The following is a 17,791-nucleotide window of genomic DNA, read 5'->3' as shown; positions in this document are numbered from 1 at the left end:
ATGCGCTGATTAAAGGGAAATCGCCTCGATTTGTTCGGGAATTAGCCTAAACAAATCGCAAATATAATGCTCTTTGGCTTTCATCAGCCAATACGATCTGCCGCCCAGCTTGTTAAAGCCATTCGTTTTACATCGGCAATGGCTTCATCTGGCAGTGAGCTTTTTATCCCGACTTGAATGGTGTCGTCATGATAAAGATAAAGCCGAGAGAGAAACTGCTCAAAAGGTAGCGACGCTTCGCCGTATTGTTCGCCTTTTCCTTGGGTGGAAACAACCACTTCATTCCCCCAATCTTGGCCACTGTCGTTATTCGGGTTATAAAAATAGACCCGCATCACGTTGTCTTGGTCGAATGCGACACGAATCAAAGTAACAGCGTGCCATCCAATAAATCGCCCCTGACTGCTTGTCACTGCAATTCCAACGGGTTGAGGATGAATGACAGGAATGTTGCCATTGTATAAAGGATGATAGCTACGATAAAAACGCTCGATAAAGCAATCGAAATCTTTGAGTAGGCCTGTTTTAACGTCAACCGCAATCATAAATTCGCGCCCGACATACCAGCCGTGAAATTCGGGGTTTATCCATTTGTGGGGATCTTGCTCTCGACTGACGCAGCAACGGCCCATTTCAATATAAAGCTTGTCGAGATGAGGGACGAGGACCACGGACACGGGATCGGTGTCAAACGGCAATGCTGTGCTTAGGCCTTGTAGCAACGTGTGTGAGTCCAATGTTTTACCTTCAAAGTGCATGCGTAAGCTTGTATTACAGGCGACTTGAACGATGCAATTGAGTAGATAATCGGGATCATTATAGGCCCACATTGAGATGGCTCGAGCAGATTGGCAAGTTGGATTGTTTCCTTGTGCCACACCAAGCGGTTGACCAAGCACTGACATCACGCCTGCAAGAAGATGTACCCGCGCCGGCAGTTGATCGCCAAACGCGAGGGTTAGGCTGGCGGCAACATCCGGATGTAAATTTAAATAAATTTGCCGCCATAGACTCGGTGCGACGGGCGCGTCAAACAATACCCCACGCTCAAGCAGCATCGCCAGCCCATAGACTGCTTGTGCGGTCTGCGGATAGACAGCTTCTTGAATCAATGTGTGGACCAATTGACGATAGGTCACGAGACAATCTACCCCTGTATTACTGAGCCCTAGCGCGGTGGGGAGTATGTCACTGCCTTGGTTGTCGAGTAGCCAGCGTAAGAAGGTGGCGTGATAGTCAGACGCCAAGCCGACATCGTGCATCGCGCGTGCAAAGCCCATCGCCTCCTGTTGGAGGGAGTTGTTATCCATGGCGTTTAGTCGTTGGCAATAGGCATCGAGCCCCGGATCGTCATAGCAACCTTGAGTCGGGCCATATAGGGCGCTTACCAGACGGTCAATCCCGAGTTTTGCTTCACCAAGGTTGACTTGCTCTTGAGACACGAGAATGGATATCTGGGTGATCATCGCTTTTATCGGATTGACCTGAATAGGGCGTTGGGCGAGAACGCGCCAGACTTCATCAACTAACTCACTAAGAATGGTTTCGTAGCCTAAATGCGTGAGAAGAAACCGGTATAGTGAACTGATAGCGGGTGCCATCTCACCAAGGCGGATACGATTAGTTTCGTCGGTGATCCCCATGATGAGTGACAAATTAAGACTGAGTACTTTGGCAAGAAACTGATGAGCCTCTTGGGCTGAGAAAGTCGAAGGGGGGCTCTTACCCTCAACAATAGCTAGCATTCTTAATTGGCTGAGGCAATCTAGTAGAACGGTGGCTTTGTCCGCATGTGCGAGTGTTGCCGGCACTAAATTGGGTAATAGGTATTCTGGGTGATCCCAGTCTGTACCTTCAAAGAGACCGGCTGCATTGAGCGTATGGATACGCGTATATAGAGCGCTAATGCCGTCCTCTTGCGTCAGGACTTGCTCACAGATATCAATCACGTGAAACTGGCAGCTTGGTTTATCAATTGAACTTGCCTGATCAAGCTGCACCACAGCATGATCAAGGTTTTTTAGTAAGCTCGACATATCAATGATGTTCTTTCCTGCGCTGTATCAGTGGCGCTTGCCAGCCCATGGATAGGCATGTGTTAACTACCTTCACCTGGGTTGGTCGTCAGCCTACAACGTCCTTTTGTGCCTGATTATAGTCAAACTACTATTACACACTTCAGAGAAAATAGTAACCATAAGCCCCCTTGACCACTATCGCTACTGGCGCAAAGCTTGTAACTTAAGGGTGAAAATTCAACAGTTTTAACAACAAAACAAAAAATAACATCATTCAGGGAGTGAAGTATGACGAAGCAGGTCGTGGTGTTAGGGGCCGGAATGGTCGGTGTGTCCGTGGCTTGGCATTTACTTAAACGAGGGTATGCCGTTACCTTGATCGATCGCGTGCCTCCAGGGCAAGAAACATCGTTTGGCAATGCAGGCATTATTCAACGTGAAGCCGTTCGGCCCTATGCCTTTCCGCGTGATCTCACCACTTTGCTGCGGGTGTTGCCGAACCGTGCGGTGGATATTCGCTATCGTCCTAGCAGTGTGATTCGAGCGGCTCGCGCGTTATTGCAATATTGGCATTACTCCAGTGATAAGCATTATCGAAAGCTTGTCCCTGAATACGCAGCCTTGATAATGCAATCACTCGATACGCATGATGAGATGATACGGTCCGCGGGGGCGGAAGCGTTAATTCGCAAAGCCGGTTACCTTAAACTGTTCCGTACCCAAAAAGCGCTTGATGAAGAACTGACAAAAACAGCGTCTGACAGCGCGCTATTCGGTGTTGAATTTGATGTGTTAAACCGTCAACAGCTTGCACAGCGAGAGCCGAGTTTGTCTCCGTCTATTGTGGGGGCGATTCATTGGAAGCAGCCTTGGACCGTCACAGATCCCGGCGCCCTGGTCGAAGCTTACGCCGCGGATGTAAAATGCAAAGGAGGAGCCATTAAACATGCTTCGTTAACAGGCTTAACACGGCAAGGCTCGGGATGGCTCATTCAAACCACCAAAGAAAGCCTGCACGCTGACCAGGTGGTGATGGCAATGGGGCCTTGGTCATCGTATTGGTTGGATCAACTGGGAATTCAGGTGCCTTTGTTTGCTAAACGCGGCTACCACATGCACTATGCATGTAATAAAAAAGCACCACTGAACCATTGGCTTATGGATGCGGAAATCGGGTACCTCTTGGCGCCGATGCGTGCTGGTGTTCGCCTGACGACAGGCGCGGAACTGACAGCAGTGGATGCGCCGGTTAATGAGAGCCAACTTAATGCCGCTGAACAGGTTGCGCGTTCGCTTTATCCGCTTGGTCAACGTCTTGATGCATGCCCTTGGAAAGGTGGGCGTCCTTGCCTACCCGATATGAAGCCCATGATCGGCCCGGCGCCAGACCAAAAGGGGTTGTGGTTGGCATGCGGTCATGGTCATCAAGGTTTTACCTTGGGCCCTGTGACCGGAAAATTGTTGGGACAAATGATAGATGAGGAGCACACGGATATTGATATGCATCCGTATCGTGTCGATCGCTTTTAGTGGTCGGCTGCTGAGTTTGTCATCATTCCCACGCCATGAGGGATCGAAAACGCTGAAGTCGACGTAAACCCGTTTGCTTTACAGGCTGATACTGTAAGACAATGAATAGCTTGGCGAATCCTTTTTTGAGAGACAATGACGATAAATAGGGCTCAGCCATTGATGTGACGTGAACGTTTAGATAGGACCACTGATGCACCAGGCGTTTTTCTCCAAAACTAAGCCCGCCATTGTCGTGCGCGGCCCAGAAGACCAGTCATTTATCGCGCTACTCGAAGCTCGGCTGCGAGATCACGGCTGCGATGTGACTGTGATTGGCCCTGATGATCCAATGCCCGATTGGGATGCTGTGCAATTGATTAGCTGGGTGCCTGAGGGAGAGGCGCAAATGACAACCTTGCGCTGGTTGAGCGAGCAGTGCCCGTTTATTGCTTTAATGGCAAGTCAAGCGGCGGCTGATCGCGTGGCCGCGCTGAATGCCGGGGCGGAAGATGTGCTATCTGCCCCTATTGATATTGATGAGTGTATGTTGCGCACCGCGATTGCGATGCATCGCCGCCATGCGATGGTGGTGATCAAAGAGTCATCAGGCCAGCTGCAAGTTGATAATCTCTGGATGCACCAAGACACACACCAAGTCAGAGTGGATGACCAAGCGGTCAAATTAACACCCATACAATTCGAACTCTTGTGGCTTCTTGCGCAGCATAAAGATACTACGTTGAGTAAGTCACTCCTTTATCGTCAGGTGCTTAAAAAAACGTTTACGCCTGATGATCGCAGCCTCGATATGCATTTAAGCCGTGTTCGGAAAAAACTCGCTGACGCTGGACTGCCGCCTGAGCGCTTGCAAACCGACCACGGCAAAGGCTATTGCTTTATTTAATGGCGTTTAAGCTGAGCGTGACAGCGCAAGTCGCCAGCGACCAGGATGGGGTAAGCGAGGCAACAGCAAGCCGGCAACAACAATCGCAATCCCTAAAACTTGGATTTGGCTGACCGCTTGTCCCATCAAGAACGCGGTGAGTACTGCAAACACCGGTACAAAGTTAAAGAATAGGGCAGCATTGGCTGAGCCAAGGTGGCGTACACCGTTAAGCCAGAGCAAATAGCCCGCGACGGTGCCTAGCACACCGATATAAAGTAACTCTGAAACCGTGATTGGGCTGGCGGTTATCACCTCACCAAAGGGATGTACATTAGGTGTCATCGCACACATCACGCCGATGACCGTGGCGCCACTGAGCATACCCAAAAAGGTATAGGGGATGACAGGCATCCAACGACCAATCCCTTGGCTGAAAAAGGTATAGGCACTCCACGCGAACATGCCGGTGAAAATCATCTGATCGCCTTGATTAAAGTTGAGGTTGCGTAAAACATCCCACTGTCCGTCGGTGATCACCAATAATACCCCCGATAAACTGACCACCAAACTGAAAACTTGCCCTTTGCGCGGAAGTGCGCGTATTGCTACGCAGGCAATGAAAGAGGTGACTAACGGGCTGAGCGCCATAATTAATGAGCCGTTGGTGGCTTGGGTATATTCAAGCCCGGTAAACAAGCAAAGATTTAACCCTCCAATGCCTACAGCACTGACGGTAGTTGCCCATAGCCATTGTTTGCCACTGAGATGGGGGATCTTGGCTCGGGTTGCTTTGAGATACAGACCCAGACAAATGGCCGCGATCCCAAATCGCCAAAAAACAAGCGTGAGTGCACTGACCTCATTCAAAGCATCCTTACCGATGGGAAAGGTGCTGCCCCAAAAAAACGCACATAAAATGAGTAGGGCGATGGCTTTCCAAATCGACGTTGTATTCATATCAATACCTGACTTATTAAACGATGTGCGCTAGTGTATAAGTTTCAAAATTTGAATAAACCGGCAATATCAGAACGGTAAATGCCAATAATGAAACTTAACTATTCGCTAGACGATTTGCGTTACTTTTGTACTGTTGCCCAGTTAGGCAGCTTTAAAGCCGCAGCGCAACAGCTGTCGATGCCTCAATCGACCTTAAGCCGGCGAATTCGTCAACTTGAGCGGGATCTGGCCTTGCGGTTACTCAACCGTGATGCCCATCGTATCTCGCTCACGCAAACGGGTCATCGCTATTTCGAACGCGCTGCGAGTCTTTTTGATGAACTGAACGCGGTCAGTGATGAACTCTTGAGCGAAAAGCAGCATCCTAAAGGTAAGATCCGTGTTAGCGCCCCTATTAATGCCGGTAAACAGTTTTTACGCGCTGTTTTGTTTGATTTTATGCGCGCCTACCCAGAGATTCAGCTTGATCTGAGTTTTTCTAACACACTGGTTGATATTGAAGGCGAAGGAATGGATGTGGTGTTTCGGGTCGGTAATCCGGTCGTGGAAGATTGGATCGCACGGCCATTAACCGATATTCACTTTATTGTCTGCGCGAGTCCAGGTAGTGATTATGGTCAGCTTCAATCACCAAAAGAGCTGGTGGGCAAACCTGTCGTGCTGTGTCACCCAATGACCGTTTGGCAGCTAGAGCACGACACAACCGGTGACGCTTATGACTATCAAGCCACGACGGGTATTCGGGCTGAAGTTGACGAAATTCAAATGCTGACCCATGCCGTGCAGGCAGGCTTTGGGATGGGCTACATTCCTGACTACTCCGCATTACCGTTGATTGAACAAGGAGCGCTACAACGGGTGTTGCCATCATGGCGGAGCCAAGCACGAACGCTGTTTTTGTTGTATCGCGATCGGGAGCACGTGCCGCTGCGGGTGCGGTTGCTGGTGGAGTTCGTGCTCGCGCGGTTTGTTGGATAATGACATCAGGCCACAGTGTTTTGCGCTGTGGCCTGATGTGGGAAGGTTAGGCGTCGTGGTTTGTTTCCGTTGACACCATATGTTCAGTTGGCGTCGGCGTAATCGCTTTGGCTAAGAACAAGTACATCGCGGGTACCACGAACAGGGTGAACAAGGTGCCCAGTGTCATCCCACTGGCAATCACTAACCCCATGGCAAAACGCGCGCCTGCACCGGCTCCTGAGGCAATCAAGAGCGGGATCATGGCGAGAACCGTCGCAGCCGTTGTCATCAAGATAGGGCGTAAACGGATCGCTGTCGCTTCTTCAATCGCCTCGCGTTTCGTGCGCCCATCTTGCTGTAACTGATTGGCGAACTCGACGATTAAGATACCATGTTTTGCAATTAGCCCCACCAAAGTGAGCAAACCGACCTGGGTATAGATATTCAGCGTGGTAAAACCAAGGCTGATAAATATCAACGCCCCACACACACTCATGGGGACCGTGACCAAAATAATGATCGCGTTTTTAAACGACTCAAACTGCGCCGCCAAGATTAAGAAAATCACCACCAGGGCAAAGAAGAAGGTGACGACCAGTTGTTGGCCTTCGCTCATAAATTGCCGCGATTGCCCTGCATAATCGACACTGAACCCAGCCGGTAATTCGGTTGCGGCGATCTCTTGTAATACACCTAGCGCTTCGCCTAAGGGGACACCTGGACGTGGGACGCCCGAGATTTTAACCGCATTGAGTTGTTGAAAGCCTCGCAGCGCTTGTGGCTGAACGCTTTCTTCTAAGGTCACTAAGGTCGAAAGTTGGATCAGTTCACCTTCTTGGTTGCGGGTATAAAACTGACGCAGTTGATCTGGCGTAAGACGCTCACTACGCGCGACTTGTGGGATTACACGGTATGAGCGGTTATCCAGTGAAAACCGTCCAGCGTCAGCGCCGGATAACAGTGAGCCCATGTCGGCCGCGAGCTGTTGCATGCTCACACCCATCAAGGCGGCCTTTTCACGGTCGATGTTGACCGTTTGCTTTGGACGGTCGATACTTAGATCGGTATCCACAAAGATAAATCGCCCACTTTGCATCGCTTTACCAACAATATTATTGGCGACTTCATTGATGGCTTCATAAGGCTGGGTTGAGCCAATAATAAACTCGACCGGAGTCCCTCCGCCTGGAGACGGTAATGAAGGTGGCACCAATGCAAAGCTACTTAAGCCTGGCTGGCTCTCCATAAAGGGCTGAATCTCGTTTTCTAAGATGGCTTGGGTACTGCGCTYACGCTCATCCCAAGGGGCAAGCACAATACCAGCGATGGCATTATTGGTGCCGCCTGAGCCATTAATAATAAAGACATTATCAATTTCTGGCACATCATCAATGAGCCGGTTTAACTCGTCTGTGCTAGCAGATAGCGCGTCCAGTGTGGTTTGGCTATCGGCCTCCAAAATAGAGAAGACGAACCCTTGATCCTCTGCCGGTTCTAATTCAGAGGGGCTGGTGATAAACAAAAAGTAGCAGGATACCAACACAATTGCGCCAAAAGTAAGCACAACGCCGTTAGTATTTAGCAAACTATGTAGGGTACGTTTATAGCGACGGTATAAACGATCAAATTGTTTATCTAACCAATGTTCAAGAGAATTCTCTTTCGCCGCTTTATCGGCTTGATAAGGTTTGAGTACATAGGCACACATCATCGGTGAAAGTGTTAGTGCGACCACTCCCGACAAAATCACCGAGGCGGCGAGGGTAAACGCAAATTCGACAAACAAGACACCGGTTAACCCCCCGACAAAGCCAATGGGCAAGAATACCGCGACGAGCGTCGTCGACATGGTAATAATCGGCCAAGCTAGCTCACGCGCCCCCTCAATAGCGGCCTCTGTTCGACTCTTTCCTTCTTCAATATGGCGGTGGACATTCTCCAGCATGATAATCGCATCATCGACCACCACGCCAATCGCGAGAACCATTGCCAACAAGGTGAGCAGGTTGATGGAAAAGCCTAATAGAAACATCAAGAAGAAGGTGCCGATTAATGACACCGGAATGGCGACCGCCGGAATAATCACCGAGCGCAATGATCCTAAAAAGCCATAAATAACGAAGACCACAATCGCTAGGGCGAGAATAATCGATATCACCACCTCATCAATGGCATTATCAATATACTCGGTGGAGTCATAAGCGATATAGGCTGATAAGCCTTGTGGTAGTTGGGGGATAATATCCGCGTCCCAAACCTCATTGACTGATTCAATAACATCAAGAGCATTGGCATCCGGGGACACTTCAATGCCGATAAAGGTGGCATCTAATCCGTTAAAGTTAACGGACGTTTGATAACTTTCTGCACCTAATTCAACCGTCGCGACATCCTCTAAACGTACTACCGATTGGCCATCGCTGCTGATCACCAGATCTTCAAATTGTCTGACGTCATGAATGTCTGTGGCAGCGTTTAAATCTATCGCGACATCTTGGCCTTTGGTGCGTCCAAGCGTTGCCAGAACATTATTATTGCGCAATGCAGCAACGACATCCGTGCCGGTAAGATCGTATGCAGCGAGCTTGACCGAATCGAGCCAAACCCGCATCGCAAAGCTGCTAGCACCGAGTACATTGGCGCGTTGTACGCCGGGAATCGTAGAAAGTTGCGGCTCAACCACACGCACCAAGTAGTCGGTAATTTGGTTATCACTGAGTACCTCAGAGTAAAAGGCGAGATACATCGCCGCCACGGTTTCACCGACTTGCAAGGTGACCACGGGTTCACGCGCATCTTCAGGCAGCTCAGACCGTACCTTGTTGACCTGTGCGGCAATTTGCGTGAGTGCTTCATTAGGGTCGTAATCAAGACGCAAATAGGCCTCGATAGTGCTGACGCCTGCCGTCGACGTCGAAACCAAGTAATCAATCCCTTCTGATGCGGCAATTTCACGCTCCAGCGGTGTGGTAATAAATCCTTGAATCAAATCGGCATCTGCACCGATATAGGTGGTCGACACGCTGATAACCGCATTCTTAATTTCCGGGAACTGGCGCACATTCATGTCGGTGATGGCGCGTAAACCTAGCAAGATAATGAACAGGCTAACGACGGACGCTAATACGGGTTTCTTGATAAATACGTCGGTAAATCGCATCGAATAGCTCCTATTGATTCACAACGTTGGGATCAAGATCTTCGCTGGGCTGAACACGCGGATTATCACTGATCTTCACGTTACTGCCGTTGCGCAGCTTGAGCAGTCCCGAAGTCACGATGCGATCGCCGCTTTCCAGGCCATCCTCTATCACAATCATGTCACCGCGGCGTGCGCCGGTTTGAACAAAACGCTGTTGCACCGTCAGTGCATCATCTTGTTCTTGGATCACGAAAACGGCGTTGCCATAGGGGTTAAATTGAATCGCGGTTTGTGGCGCCAGTAAGACATTTTGCGTTTCTTCACCTTGATCAAGACTCACGCGTGCAAACATGCCCGAGCGTAAAATGGCGTCTGGATTGTCAAAGGTGGCCTGAATGTCGACACTACGGCTCGATTGGGTAACGACAGGAGAAATAGCGGTGACTGTGCCAGTAAACGTTTGTTCAGGTCGCGCCGTGATAGTCGCTGAGACTGTTTGGCCATCTTGTAGGGTACTAAGCTGTTGCTCGGGCAGGGTAAAATTAAGATGAATTGGATTCACTGAGGTCAGGGTTGCGACCACTGAACCTGGAGCAATTAATTGACCAAGACTGACTTTACGGATGCCAATAATGCCATCGAAAGGGGCGGTTAGCGACTTCTGTGCAATGCGCGCTTGTTGGCTATCAACTGCTGCATCTGCTTGTTTAGCCTCACTTTCTTTGCGTTTGAGTTCCGAATCTGATACGTTTTTATCTCTGTAAAGGCGTTGGTAACGGCGCATCTCTAATTGTGCTAGTTCAGCCACAGATTCGAGTCGGCGCAACTCTGCTTGATCAACACTGGCATCGAGTGTCAGCAGCCGTTGCCCTTTTTTTACTGGGGTCGCATTATCAAAGAAAATATCATCGACAATGCCGTTTGCTTCGGTGGTCAACTGAGTTTCATTAATCGCGGCAAAACTACCAATGGTAGTTTGTTGTTCACGCCATGGGTGCGTCGACACTGTGGTGGCTGTGACAGTCGCCGTCGGGGCAGGCATATTGTCAAAAAATTGATTCATAAAATGATCACCCACCATTTTGTAGGCAAAAATCCCACCAAATACGAGCACACACGCGACTAACATCAGAATTAAACGCTTTGTCATAAAAAGTCCCTGAAAAAAATCCATCACCGACCGTGGTCAGCGCATAAAACGCAAACGCAAAAAGGTAGGCTTACCTTACAACGGTACGTCGAATTGACTAATACAAACCATATCACTGTTTGGTTCATTGGTTGGGAGTAAATTGATGATTTTGTGGAGCTGTTCAGGCTAGAGTCATAAACCTAAACGAATGAGGAGAAAGCGGATGCTACTCAACGCAAATAGCAACGTGGATGAAGCGACATTGCGTGCGATTGCCCATATGCCGACGCTTAGTCTACCTGTACTGATGGACGCTCATTTTTGCACTAAGTTAACAGATACTGATTTTATGAGGATCGCGGTACGCCTTGCAGAAAAAAGTGCACAAGAAGGCGGCTGTCCCATTGGCGCGGTGATTATTGATAATCACACGCGCCAAATTGTGGGTAAGGGATACAACACGCTGGTGCAAGAAAACCATCCTTATAATCACGGCGAAACAGCTGCAATGCGTGACGCTGGGCGAATCGATTTTAGCCAAACGACCTTATTCACCAGTTTAAGCCCTTGCGATGTTTGCGCCACATTAATCTTTATGCGTGGTTTCGCGCGAGTGGTGGTCGGCGATGTGACCAGTGCGAGCGGTAACGAGACGATGCTGCAAGAGAAAGGCGTGACGGTCGATGTGCTAGAAGATCCGCTGGGCATTGCGCTGTATCAGCAATTTAGAACCGAGCACCCCGAACAAGAGTTAGAAGATTGGCAAGGTGTGAGTGCGGTGAACGCAAAGAAATAAGAATTTTGATAAGAGTAGCCTACGAGGATTGGCTGGGCCTTTTTGTGTTGTCGCCGCCATATCGACTTAAGTTGAATAGCGCATGCTCGATGACATGCTAACGTGATCTAGTTATCTAGACACAGTCAGCAAGGAGTGCGTTATGTCATCTAATAATATCTACGATCTTGGCTTGGACAAAAGCCCAGCCAATTATCAAACACTGAGCCCGCTTTCTTTCCTTGAGCGGGCCGCCAGCGTCTATCCAGATTATCCGGCCAGCGTTCATGGCCATTTATGTTGGAGTTGGCAGCAAGTCGATCAGCGTTGTCGTCAATTTGCGTCGGCATTGACTCAAGCCGGCATTGGGCTGGGTGATACGGTATCGGTGATGGCTCCCAACCTGCCTGAAGTCTTTGAGTTGCATTTTAGTGTGCCGATGACAGGTGCCGTACTCAATACCATTAATACCCGGTTAGAAGCGGAAACCGTCGCTTTTATCCTTGAACACGCGGAAAGCAAAGTGTTTATCGTCGACAAGGAAATGACGGAAGTGGCTAAGCGGGCGTTAAAGATGATTAAACACCGTCCGTTAGTGATTGCGATTGATGATCCCTTGTATCCGCATGGCGAATGCATCAGTGAAACTACCTACGAGACGTTTTTAGCAAAAGGGGATGGTGATTATCAGTACGCATTGCCAGACGATGAATGGCAAGCCATTTCTCTTAATTATACCTCGGGCACCACGGGCAATCCCAAAGGGGTGGTGTATCATCACCGTGGCGCCCATCTGAATGCGGTAAGTAATGTGTTGTCATGGAACATAGATTCCCATCCCGTGTATCTTTGGACGCTACCCATGTTCCACTGTAATGGTTGGTGTTTCCCATGGACGGTGGCCGCAACGGCGGGGGTGAGTGTCAGCCTACGGCATGTGCGGGCCGAGCCTATCTTTGATGCGATAAAAACCCATAAAGTCACTCATTTCTGCGGTGCGCCCATTGTCCTTAATATGATCAACAGTGCTGATCCGGCGTTAAAATCTGGCATTAAGCATACCATCAAGGTCATGACCGCAGGTGCCGCGCCACCTGCCTCTGTGATTGAGGGCATGGAAGCGATGGGCATTGCTGTGACCCATGTTTATGGGCTCACCGAAACCTACGGTCCTTGCGTGGTGTGTGATTGGCAGCATCATTGGGATCACCTCTCCCAACAAGAAAAAGCGCGGATGAAAGCGCGCCAAGGCGTACGCGCGCCGATGCAAGGGGATCTGATGGTCGCCGATCCGGTGACGTTTAAACCGGTTGCAAAAGATGGTGGCACACTCGGTGAGATTTTTGTCCGCGGTAACATCGTAATGAAAGGCTACTTAAAGAACCCCAGCGCGACGGAAGATGCCATGAGTAACGGCTGGTTTAGAACGGGCGATTTAGCAGTGTGGCATGCCGATAATTACATCGAAATCAAAGATAGACTGAAAGATATCATTATTAGTGGTGGAGAGAATATTTCCAGCATTGAAATTGAAGATGTCTTGTATCGTCACCCCGAGATTGACGAAGTCGCGGTGATAGCGATGCCCGATGAAAAATGGGGTGAGGTTCCCTGTGCGTTTGTCAAAATGACCGAAGCATCAGCCGTGACCGAAGCAGACATTATTGCTTTCTGTCGTGATCAAATGGCTCACTTTAAAGCGCCTAAAAAAGTGATCTTTACAACACTCCCAAAAACGTCGACAGGGAAAGTGCAAAAATATGTACTGCGTCGTAACGTGAGTGAAAAGTCAGTGTAATAAAAAGCGGTGGCGTCATCCCGTCACCGCTTATTAAATCACGTTCAGGCCGTCAGTTGGGCGAGTTATCGCCTAACATCTGGCAAACCTATAGCTGCTTGAGTACGGCCTCAGCACTGGAAACGTCAAAGCTTTTCGGCGGCTCAACATTAAGCTGGGTGACGGTGCCATTTTCAATGATCATGGCATAGCGCTGTGAGCGAACACCGCCAAACTTACCTGAATCCATTTCTAGTCCTAGCGCCTTGGTAAAGCTCGCATCACCGTCGGCCAGCATATGAATCTGATTGGCATTTTGTGCCTCGCCCCAAGCCTGCATCACAAAGGCATCGTTAACCGATACGCAGGCAATCATATCGACGCCTTTTGCTTTAATCTCATCCGCTTTCACCACAAAACCCGGTAAGTGCGACTCTGAACAGGTTGGGGTAAAGGCCCCCGGCACCGCGAACAGCACAACCTTCTTGTTGGCGAAAAGGGCAGGGATGTCGTGGGTTTGCATTCCTTCAGCAGTGAGTTCGCTGAGTGTAGCGCTGGGTAGAGGTTGTCCTTGCTGAATCATGATGACTCCTTGGTCATTGTGTTATCGAACTTTATCCTTCTGCCATCGAGTCTACGCTTATTTACGCCTTGAAAATACCGAAACTTGATGGGGTTTTAGGCGATATATGCGTCGATAATGTGCAATTTAAGCATGCTGGTCTTACCAATTAATAACCACTTTTACTTTGTGATCCACGCCCTATAATCCCCAGCCTTGTCATTGTTCGAGGTAATTCAATCATTTGACAAGTTGTTTACATACAAATAACATTCAAATCTCATACTAAACAAGAGACCTCGGAGGTCCGACTAGTGAACAAGAAGCAGCTCTCAACGATTGCGGTTGGCATCATCGCCGCGACTCAAGCTCATGGGGCAGGGTTTCAGGTCGCTGAACATTCAGCAACTGGCCTTGGACGTGCTTATTCTGGCGAAGCCGCCATTGCTGATAACGCATCCACTCTCGCCCGAAACCCGGCCAATATGATGTTATTAGAAAAGCGCCAAGTTTCCGGTGCGATTCATATTGTTGATCCCCATATTCGAATCAAAGATAAAACCAATAACGAAGAAGCCAAAGACGTTGCACCAGTTAAAGCGGTGCCTGCGTTTTATTATGTATCGCCGCAAACCGATAAATGGTCATGGGGTGTTGGCTTATATACCACCTATGGCGTGGCAACAGATTATCCGGATGACATGCAGGTAGGCGATATTGCCGGCCATACAGATCTTCTTACCACTAATTTGAACCCCGCTTTGGCTTATCAAGTGAACGACAAATGGAGTGTCGGCGCAGGGTTAAGTTTGGTATACGCCAAAGCAGAACTCACCCGGTATAAAGGCGCATTAGCTGGTGCGCTGGGTGGAGATAAGCGAGATAACTTACTGTCGTTAAAAGGCGATGCAGTTGGCTATGGCTTTAATGTGGGCACCACCTATCACTTTAATGATGATCATCGCATTGGATTTGGCTACCGCTCTGAGGTGGCACTCGAATTTGAAGACGGCGATCTCAATAGCTATGACACAGGGATTTCTACACCACCGAAAGTCGATGGTGATTTAGAGCTCGACTTACCGGAAATTTATGAAGTATCAGGGTTTCATCAGTTAACCGATGACTTTGCCATGCATTACAGCTGGAAACGCACGGGCTGGCGTTCATTTAAAGAGCTAAAAGCAACGTCCAGTCAGTGTAACGACGGTACACCGAATCAATGTTTTTATAAAGATGAGCAATACAAAGATAACGTACGCCTTTCACTCGGCGGTACTTATCAGTTTAATGATGCGTGGACAGGTCGCGCAGGGGTCGCCTTTGATGAAAAAGCGGGCAAAGCGACCTTGAGTATTCCCGACTCGGACCGTTATTGGTATTCAACCGGCTTTACCTACCAATACAATGCCGATTTAACCATTGATGCGGCGATTACCTGGATTAGAAGCCGTGATGGAAACTTTAAAGAGACCAATGGCTTGGGTCAGGATATTGAAATTTCATCGAAAGGCGATGCGTATTTAAGCGCAGTGCAACTCAACTATACCTTTTAAAATGGGAGCCCATTCATGTTAAAGCATTCTTTTTCGTTATCGATAGTGGCTGCTGCGCTTTTATTGGCAGGCTGTGGGGATGATAAGACCAGCTCGACCAATCCTGACTTTAATGCTGAGGTCCAAGCCCTACTTGAGCGTGACACCAAAATCGATTTTACCTTACAGGGGAAAAATCAATCTGTCCCGGTGCCAACCTTTTTATTAATGAACCCTAACGACGGCACCTTAAATTTACCCACTGGCAGTGACAGCACATTAAGTAATCCGCGTGCGGCGATGAATACCATGGATGGTTGGTCGACCACCATGCCGCTGGTGTTTGACTTTAAAGGCGCAGGGTTGGTCGATGGTCCTGTCTCTGGCGGTGTTTATCTGGTGAAACTAACTGAGTCGCTGACTGGGGAAAATCCGCTTCCAGAAAAGGTGCTAACGCTCGGTAGCGATTTCAATGCTATCACCAGTGCGGCGACAGACACACTGACGATATTACCCACTAGCGACTTAGCGCCGAGCAGTGAATACATTGTGGTGATTACCGATGAAATGACGGATGCCAATGGCAATCCCGTCGGTACGTCAACGAGCTATGCATCGTTAAAGTCGACCAATAAAGATTTTACCGGGACAGCGTTAGAAAAACCGGCAACGGTTATTAAAGGTGTTGAAAAGCTGGCGAAGGCCGCCGGGGCGAATTCCCCCATCGTCTACTCCACCTGGTTCTCCACCCAATCGGTGGGTGATAGCTTAAACTATACCAAGCTAGCGACGGCGGCTGGATTTGATGCTGGAAGCCTAGCTGCAGTATGGAAAGCGGGCGCCAACCCCAATAATGCTGATTTATCGGATGCCTACAACATCGATATTACCGGCACTCAGGACTATCAAACGGCTTTGAATGGGGATGCCCAGTTTACCCAGTACTTTGATCCAAATGACGAAAATATCAAAGCCAAAGTCATCGGCGCATTTAATTTAAACGGTGTTAACTTAGCTGATGTTCAGGTGTCAACAGGCACCATAAAGCTTCCTTACTATTTGGAAACCGATAGCAACTGGAATAGCCAACCGTTTGAGTCGGCAACCCCCAGCTTGGCCAAAGTATTGAATGCCCTGCAAGACCCTGAGCAAAAAGCGACCATTGCCGCGCAGCTTGCTGAGGCTGGTGTCGATATAGCGGTACTAAGCGGAGATGACAAGACTTTAATTACTGAAGAGCTATTTAAACTGGCCGGTGTCACATTGACTAAAGCCGACGGTAGTCAGTTGGATCCTGAGCGGATTATTACCCGCTACAGCCCAGTACCGCAGATTAAATCAGTGCAAGAGGTACCTTTCTTGCTGTTTACCCCAGCAACGGTTGATAGCACTACCAAACTGACGGTTTATCAGCACGGAATTACCTCGGCAAAAGAAAATGCGTACTTCTTTGCGCCTAACTTTACCAATGCAGGCCAAGCGGTGATGGCGATTGATTTACCGCTCCATGGTCAGCGCAGTTTGGATGCTGAACGCTCTGCTAATGTCGATGTGACAGCGTACTTAAATCTGAATAACCTGGCCGTAGCGCGTGACAATGTGCGCCAGAGTGCGCTGGATGTGATGGGCGTGCGCGCTGGCTTGACCCGTACCCAATTGATGGGAGGATTCGCGGGGACGCCATTAGCGACGATATCGTCTTTCACGACCTCGGCACCACGCTTATTAGGTCACTCGCTAGGCGGCATTGTTGGCACCACCGGGTTTGCGGCGGCCAACCGTGACAACGCAGATACAGGAGTCGGCCCATATTATGACTTCTCTGCGCTAAGCGTGGCGAACTCTGGGGGACAAATTGCTAACTTGCTTCTCGGGTCGGACTCGTTTGGTCCTTTGATTAAGCACAGTGTTGCTTTTAAAGGCAGTGCCGCTTATCAGACCTTTGCCGGTAACAATTGTACGCTCGATAATAGCGCAGAAAATAATGTTATCTGCTACAAAACTTTTGAGGCAAACGGCTCAGAGAGCGCACAAGCGGAAGTGAATGGTGTGGTACAGCAATTTAATTATGCCGCACAGACGCTACTCGATACCGTCGATCCCTATACGAATGCAACCTATATTGATGGAAGCACTACGCCGATTTATATGCAACAAGTCAATGGGGATGACACGGTACCGAACGACGTCGCCTATACGATACCGGGCATTGTTGATAATTTCGCTGGCTCTGAGCCATTAGCCGCGAAACTTGGCCTACCAACCATCAATGCCAGCTCCTCCGCTGCGCAAGATGGCCAGAACTTTGTTGACTTTGCCGGTGATAACGCGAGCCATAGCACCTTTATCTTCCCGAAAACGGCGGAGCTTGCAGAACAAGCCGTGCACGCTGAAATGATTCGCCAAGCGGTTGATTTTGGTGGAGACGCCAGCTTGGATAGTGTCGATAACTCAAACGGTGTGTTGAATTAACCCATGCGCTATCGTAAAGGTTGTTACCAAACAAAAGCGGCCTCGGCCGCTTTTTCTTAT

General features: G+C 49.2%; 12 protein-coding genes. 7 read left to right on the top strand and 5 right to left on the bottom strand.

Annotated features, from left to right (window positions below; genetic code table 11):
- Positions 1 to 83: 83 nt before the first annotated feature.
- Positions 84 to 2,036: a hypothetical protein gene (locus BZG80_RS10645; protein WP_077679313.1), complete on the bottom strand. Its 1,953-nt coding sequence runs from the start codon at positions 2,034 to 2,036 to the stop codon at positions 84 to 86.
- Between the two features lie 270 nt (positions 2,037 to 2,306).
- On the opposite strand from BZG80_RS10645, the gene BZG80_RS10640 reads away from it, so the two are divergent.
- Positions 2,307 to 3,548 (top strand): NAD(P)/FAD-dependent oxidoreductase, encoded by a 1,242-nt coding sequence (locus BZG80_RS10640; RefSeq protein ID WP_077646706.1) that lies wholly within the window; start codon positions 2,307 to 2,309, stop codon positions 3,546 to 3,548.
- Between the two features lie 193 nt (positions 3,549 to 3,741).
- Entirely contained in the window at positions 3,742 to 4,434 is a 693-nt protein-coding gene (locus BZG80_RS10635; protein WP_021023700.1) for a winged helix-turn-helix transcriptional regulator, read from the top strand.
- Positions 4,435 to 4,440: 6 nt separating this feature from the next.
- Here BZG80_RS10635 and BZG80_RS10630 read toward each other — a convergent pair whose 3' ends face one another.
- Positions 4,441 to 5,373, bottom strand: a complete 933-nt coding sequence (locus BZG80_RS10630) for a DMT family transporter (protein WP_077461119.1) — start codon at positions 5,371 to 5,373, stop codon at positions 4,441 to 4,443.
- A 90-nt stretch (positions 5,374 to 5,463) separates the two neighbouring features.
- Between BZG80_RS10630 and BZG80_RS10625 the strand changes: the two genes are divergently transcribed.
- On the top strand, positions 5,464 to 6,354 hold the full coding sequence (locus tag BZG80_RS10625; RefSeq protein ID WP_077576054.1) for a LysR family transcriptional regulator: 891 nt from the start codon (positions 5,464 to 5,466) through the stop codon (positions 6,352 to 6,354).
- A gap of 46 nt (positions 6,355 to 6,400) precedes the next feature.
- Here BZG80_RS10625 and BZG80_RS10620 read toward each other — a convergent pair whose 3' ends face one another.
- A complete protein-coding gene (locus BZG80_RS10620) occupies positions 6,401 to 9,496 on the bottom strand; it encodes an efflux RND transporter permease subunit (protein ID WP_077679312.1) in 3,096 nt (1,031 codons plus the stop codon).
- Positions 9,497 to 9,506: 10 nt separating this feature from the next.
- Positions 9,507 to 10,628 carry an efflux RND transporter periplasmic adaptor subunit gene (locus tag BZG80_RS10615; RefSeq protein ID WP_077679311.1) on the bottom strand — a complete coding sequence of 374 codons (1,122 nt, stop codon included), beginning with the start codon at positions 10,626 to 10,628 and terminating at the stop codon, positions 9,507 to 9,509.
- Between the two features lie 205 nt (positions 10,629 to 10,833).
- On the opposite strand from BZG80_RS10615, the gene BZG80_RS10610 reads away from it, so the two are divergent.
- Both BZG80_RS10610 and BZG80_RS10605 read left to right on the top strand, forming a co-directional pair.
- The gene (locus BZG80_RS10610; protein WP_108744118.1) at positions 10,834 to 11,406 is read left to right on the top strand and encodes a nucleoside deaminase; all 573 of its coding nucleotides are present in this window, start codon (positions 10,834 to 10,836) and stop codon (positions 11,404 to 11,406) included.
- Between the two features lie 142 nt (positions 11,407 to 11,548).
- Positions 11,549 to 13,183, top strand: a complete 1,635-nt coding sequence (locus tag BZG80_RS10605) for an acyl-CoA synthetase (protein ID WP_077679309.1) — start codon at positions 11,549 to 11,551, stop codon at positions 13,181 to 13,183.
- Between the two features lie 88 nt (positions 13,184 to 13,271).
- Here the strand turns inward: BZG80_RS10605 and BZG80_RS10600 are convergent, their stop codons facing one another.
- Positions 13,272 to 13,745 carry a peroxiredoxin gene (locus BZG80_RS10600; RefSeq protein ID WP_077646713.1) on the bottom strand — a complete coding sequence of 158 codons (474 nt, stop codon included), beginning with the start codon at positions 13,743 to 13,745 and terminating at the stop codon, positions 13,272 to 13,274.
- Between the two features lie 293 nt (positions 13,746 to 14,038).
- Between BZG80_RS10600 and BZG80_RS10595 the strand changes: the two genes are divergently transcribed.
- Together BZG80_RS10595 and BZG80_RS10590 are read left to right on the top strand one after the other, a co-directional pair.
- Positions 14,039 to 15,280, top strand: coding sequence for an outer membrane protein transport protein (locus tag BZG80_RS10595; protein WP_077679308.1), 1,242 nt, complete (start codon positions 14,039 to 14,041; stop codon positions 15,278 to 15,280).
- 15 nt (positions 15,281 to 15,295) lie between these two features.
- A complete protein-coding gene (locus tag BZG80_RS10590; protein WP_077679307.1) occupies positions 15,296 to 17,731 on the top strand; it encodes a VolA/Pla-1 family phospholipase in 2,436 nt (811 codons plus the stop codon).
- Positions 17,732 to 17,791 lie beyond the last annotated feature (60 nt).

It is taken from the genome of Salinivibrio sp. MA440 (assembly GCF_001996265.1).
Lineage (GTDB): Bacteria > Pseudomonadota > Gammaproteobacteria > Enterobacterales > Vibrionaceae > Salinivibrio > Salinivibrio costicola.
This window is presented reverse-complemented; position numbering and strand designations above follow the sequence as displayed.

What these genes read in the sequence shown, in the direction of transcription:
- BZG80_RS10645 (WP_077679313.1), bottom strand. Translation starts at nt 2,036, where the DNA reads ATGTCGAGCTTACTAAAAAACCTTGATCATGCTGTGGTGCAGCTTGAT.
- BZG80_RS10640 (WP_077646706.1), top strand. Translation starts at nt 2,307, where the DNA reads ATGACGAAGCAGGTCGTGGTGTTAGGGGCCGGAATGGTCGGTGTGTCC.
- BZG80_RS10635 (WP_021023700.1), top strand. Translation starts at nt 3,742, where the DNA reads ATGCACCAGGCGTTTTTCTCCAAAACTAAGCCCGCCATTGTCGTGCGC.
- BZG80_RS10630 (WP_077461119.1), bottom strand. Translation starts at nt 5,373, where the DNA reads ATGAATACAACGTCGATTTGGAAAGCCATCGCCCTACTCATTTTATGT.
- BZG80_RS10625 (WP_077576054.1), top strand. Translation starts at nt 5,464, where the DNA reads ATGAAACTTAACTATTCGCTAGACGATTTGCGTTACTTTTGTACTGTT.
- BZG80_RS10615 (WP_077679311.1), bottom strand. Translation starts at nt 10,628, where the DNA reads ATGACAAAGCGTTTAATTCTGATGTTAGTCGCGTGTGTGCTCGTATTT.
- BZG80_RS10610 (WP_108744118.1), top strand. Translation starts at nt 10,834, where the DNA reads ATGCTACTCAACGCAAATAGCAACGTGGATGAAGCGACATTGCGTGCG.
- BZG80_RS10605 (WP_077679309.1), top strand. Translation starts at nt 11,549, where the DNA reads ATGTCATCTAATAATATCTACGATCTTGGCTTGGACAAAAGCCCAGCC.
- BZG80_RS10600 (WP_077646713.1), bottom strand. Translation starts at nt 13,745, where the DNA reads ATGATTCAGCAAGGACAACCTCTACCCAGCGCTACACTCAGCGAACTC.
- BZG80_RS10590 (WP_077679307.1), top strand. Translation starts at nt 15,296, where the DNA reads ATGTTAAAGCATTCTTTTTCGTTATCGATAGTGGCTGCTGCGCTTTTA.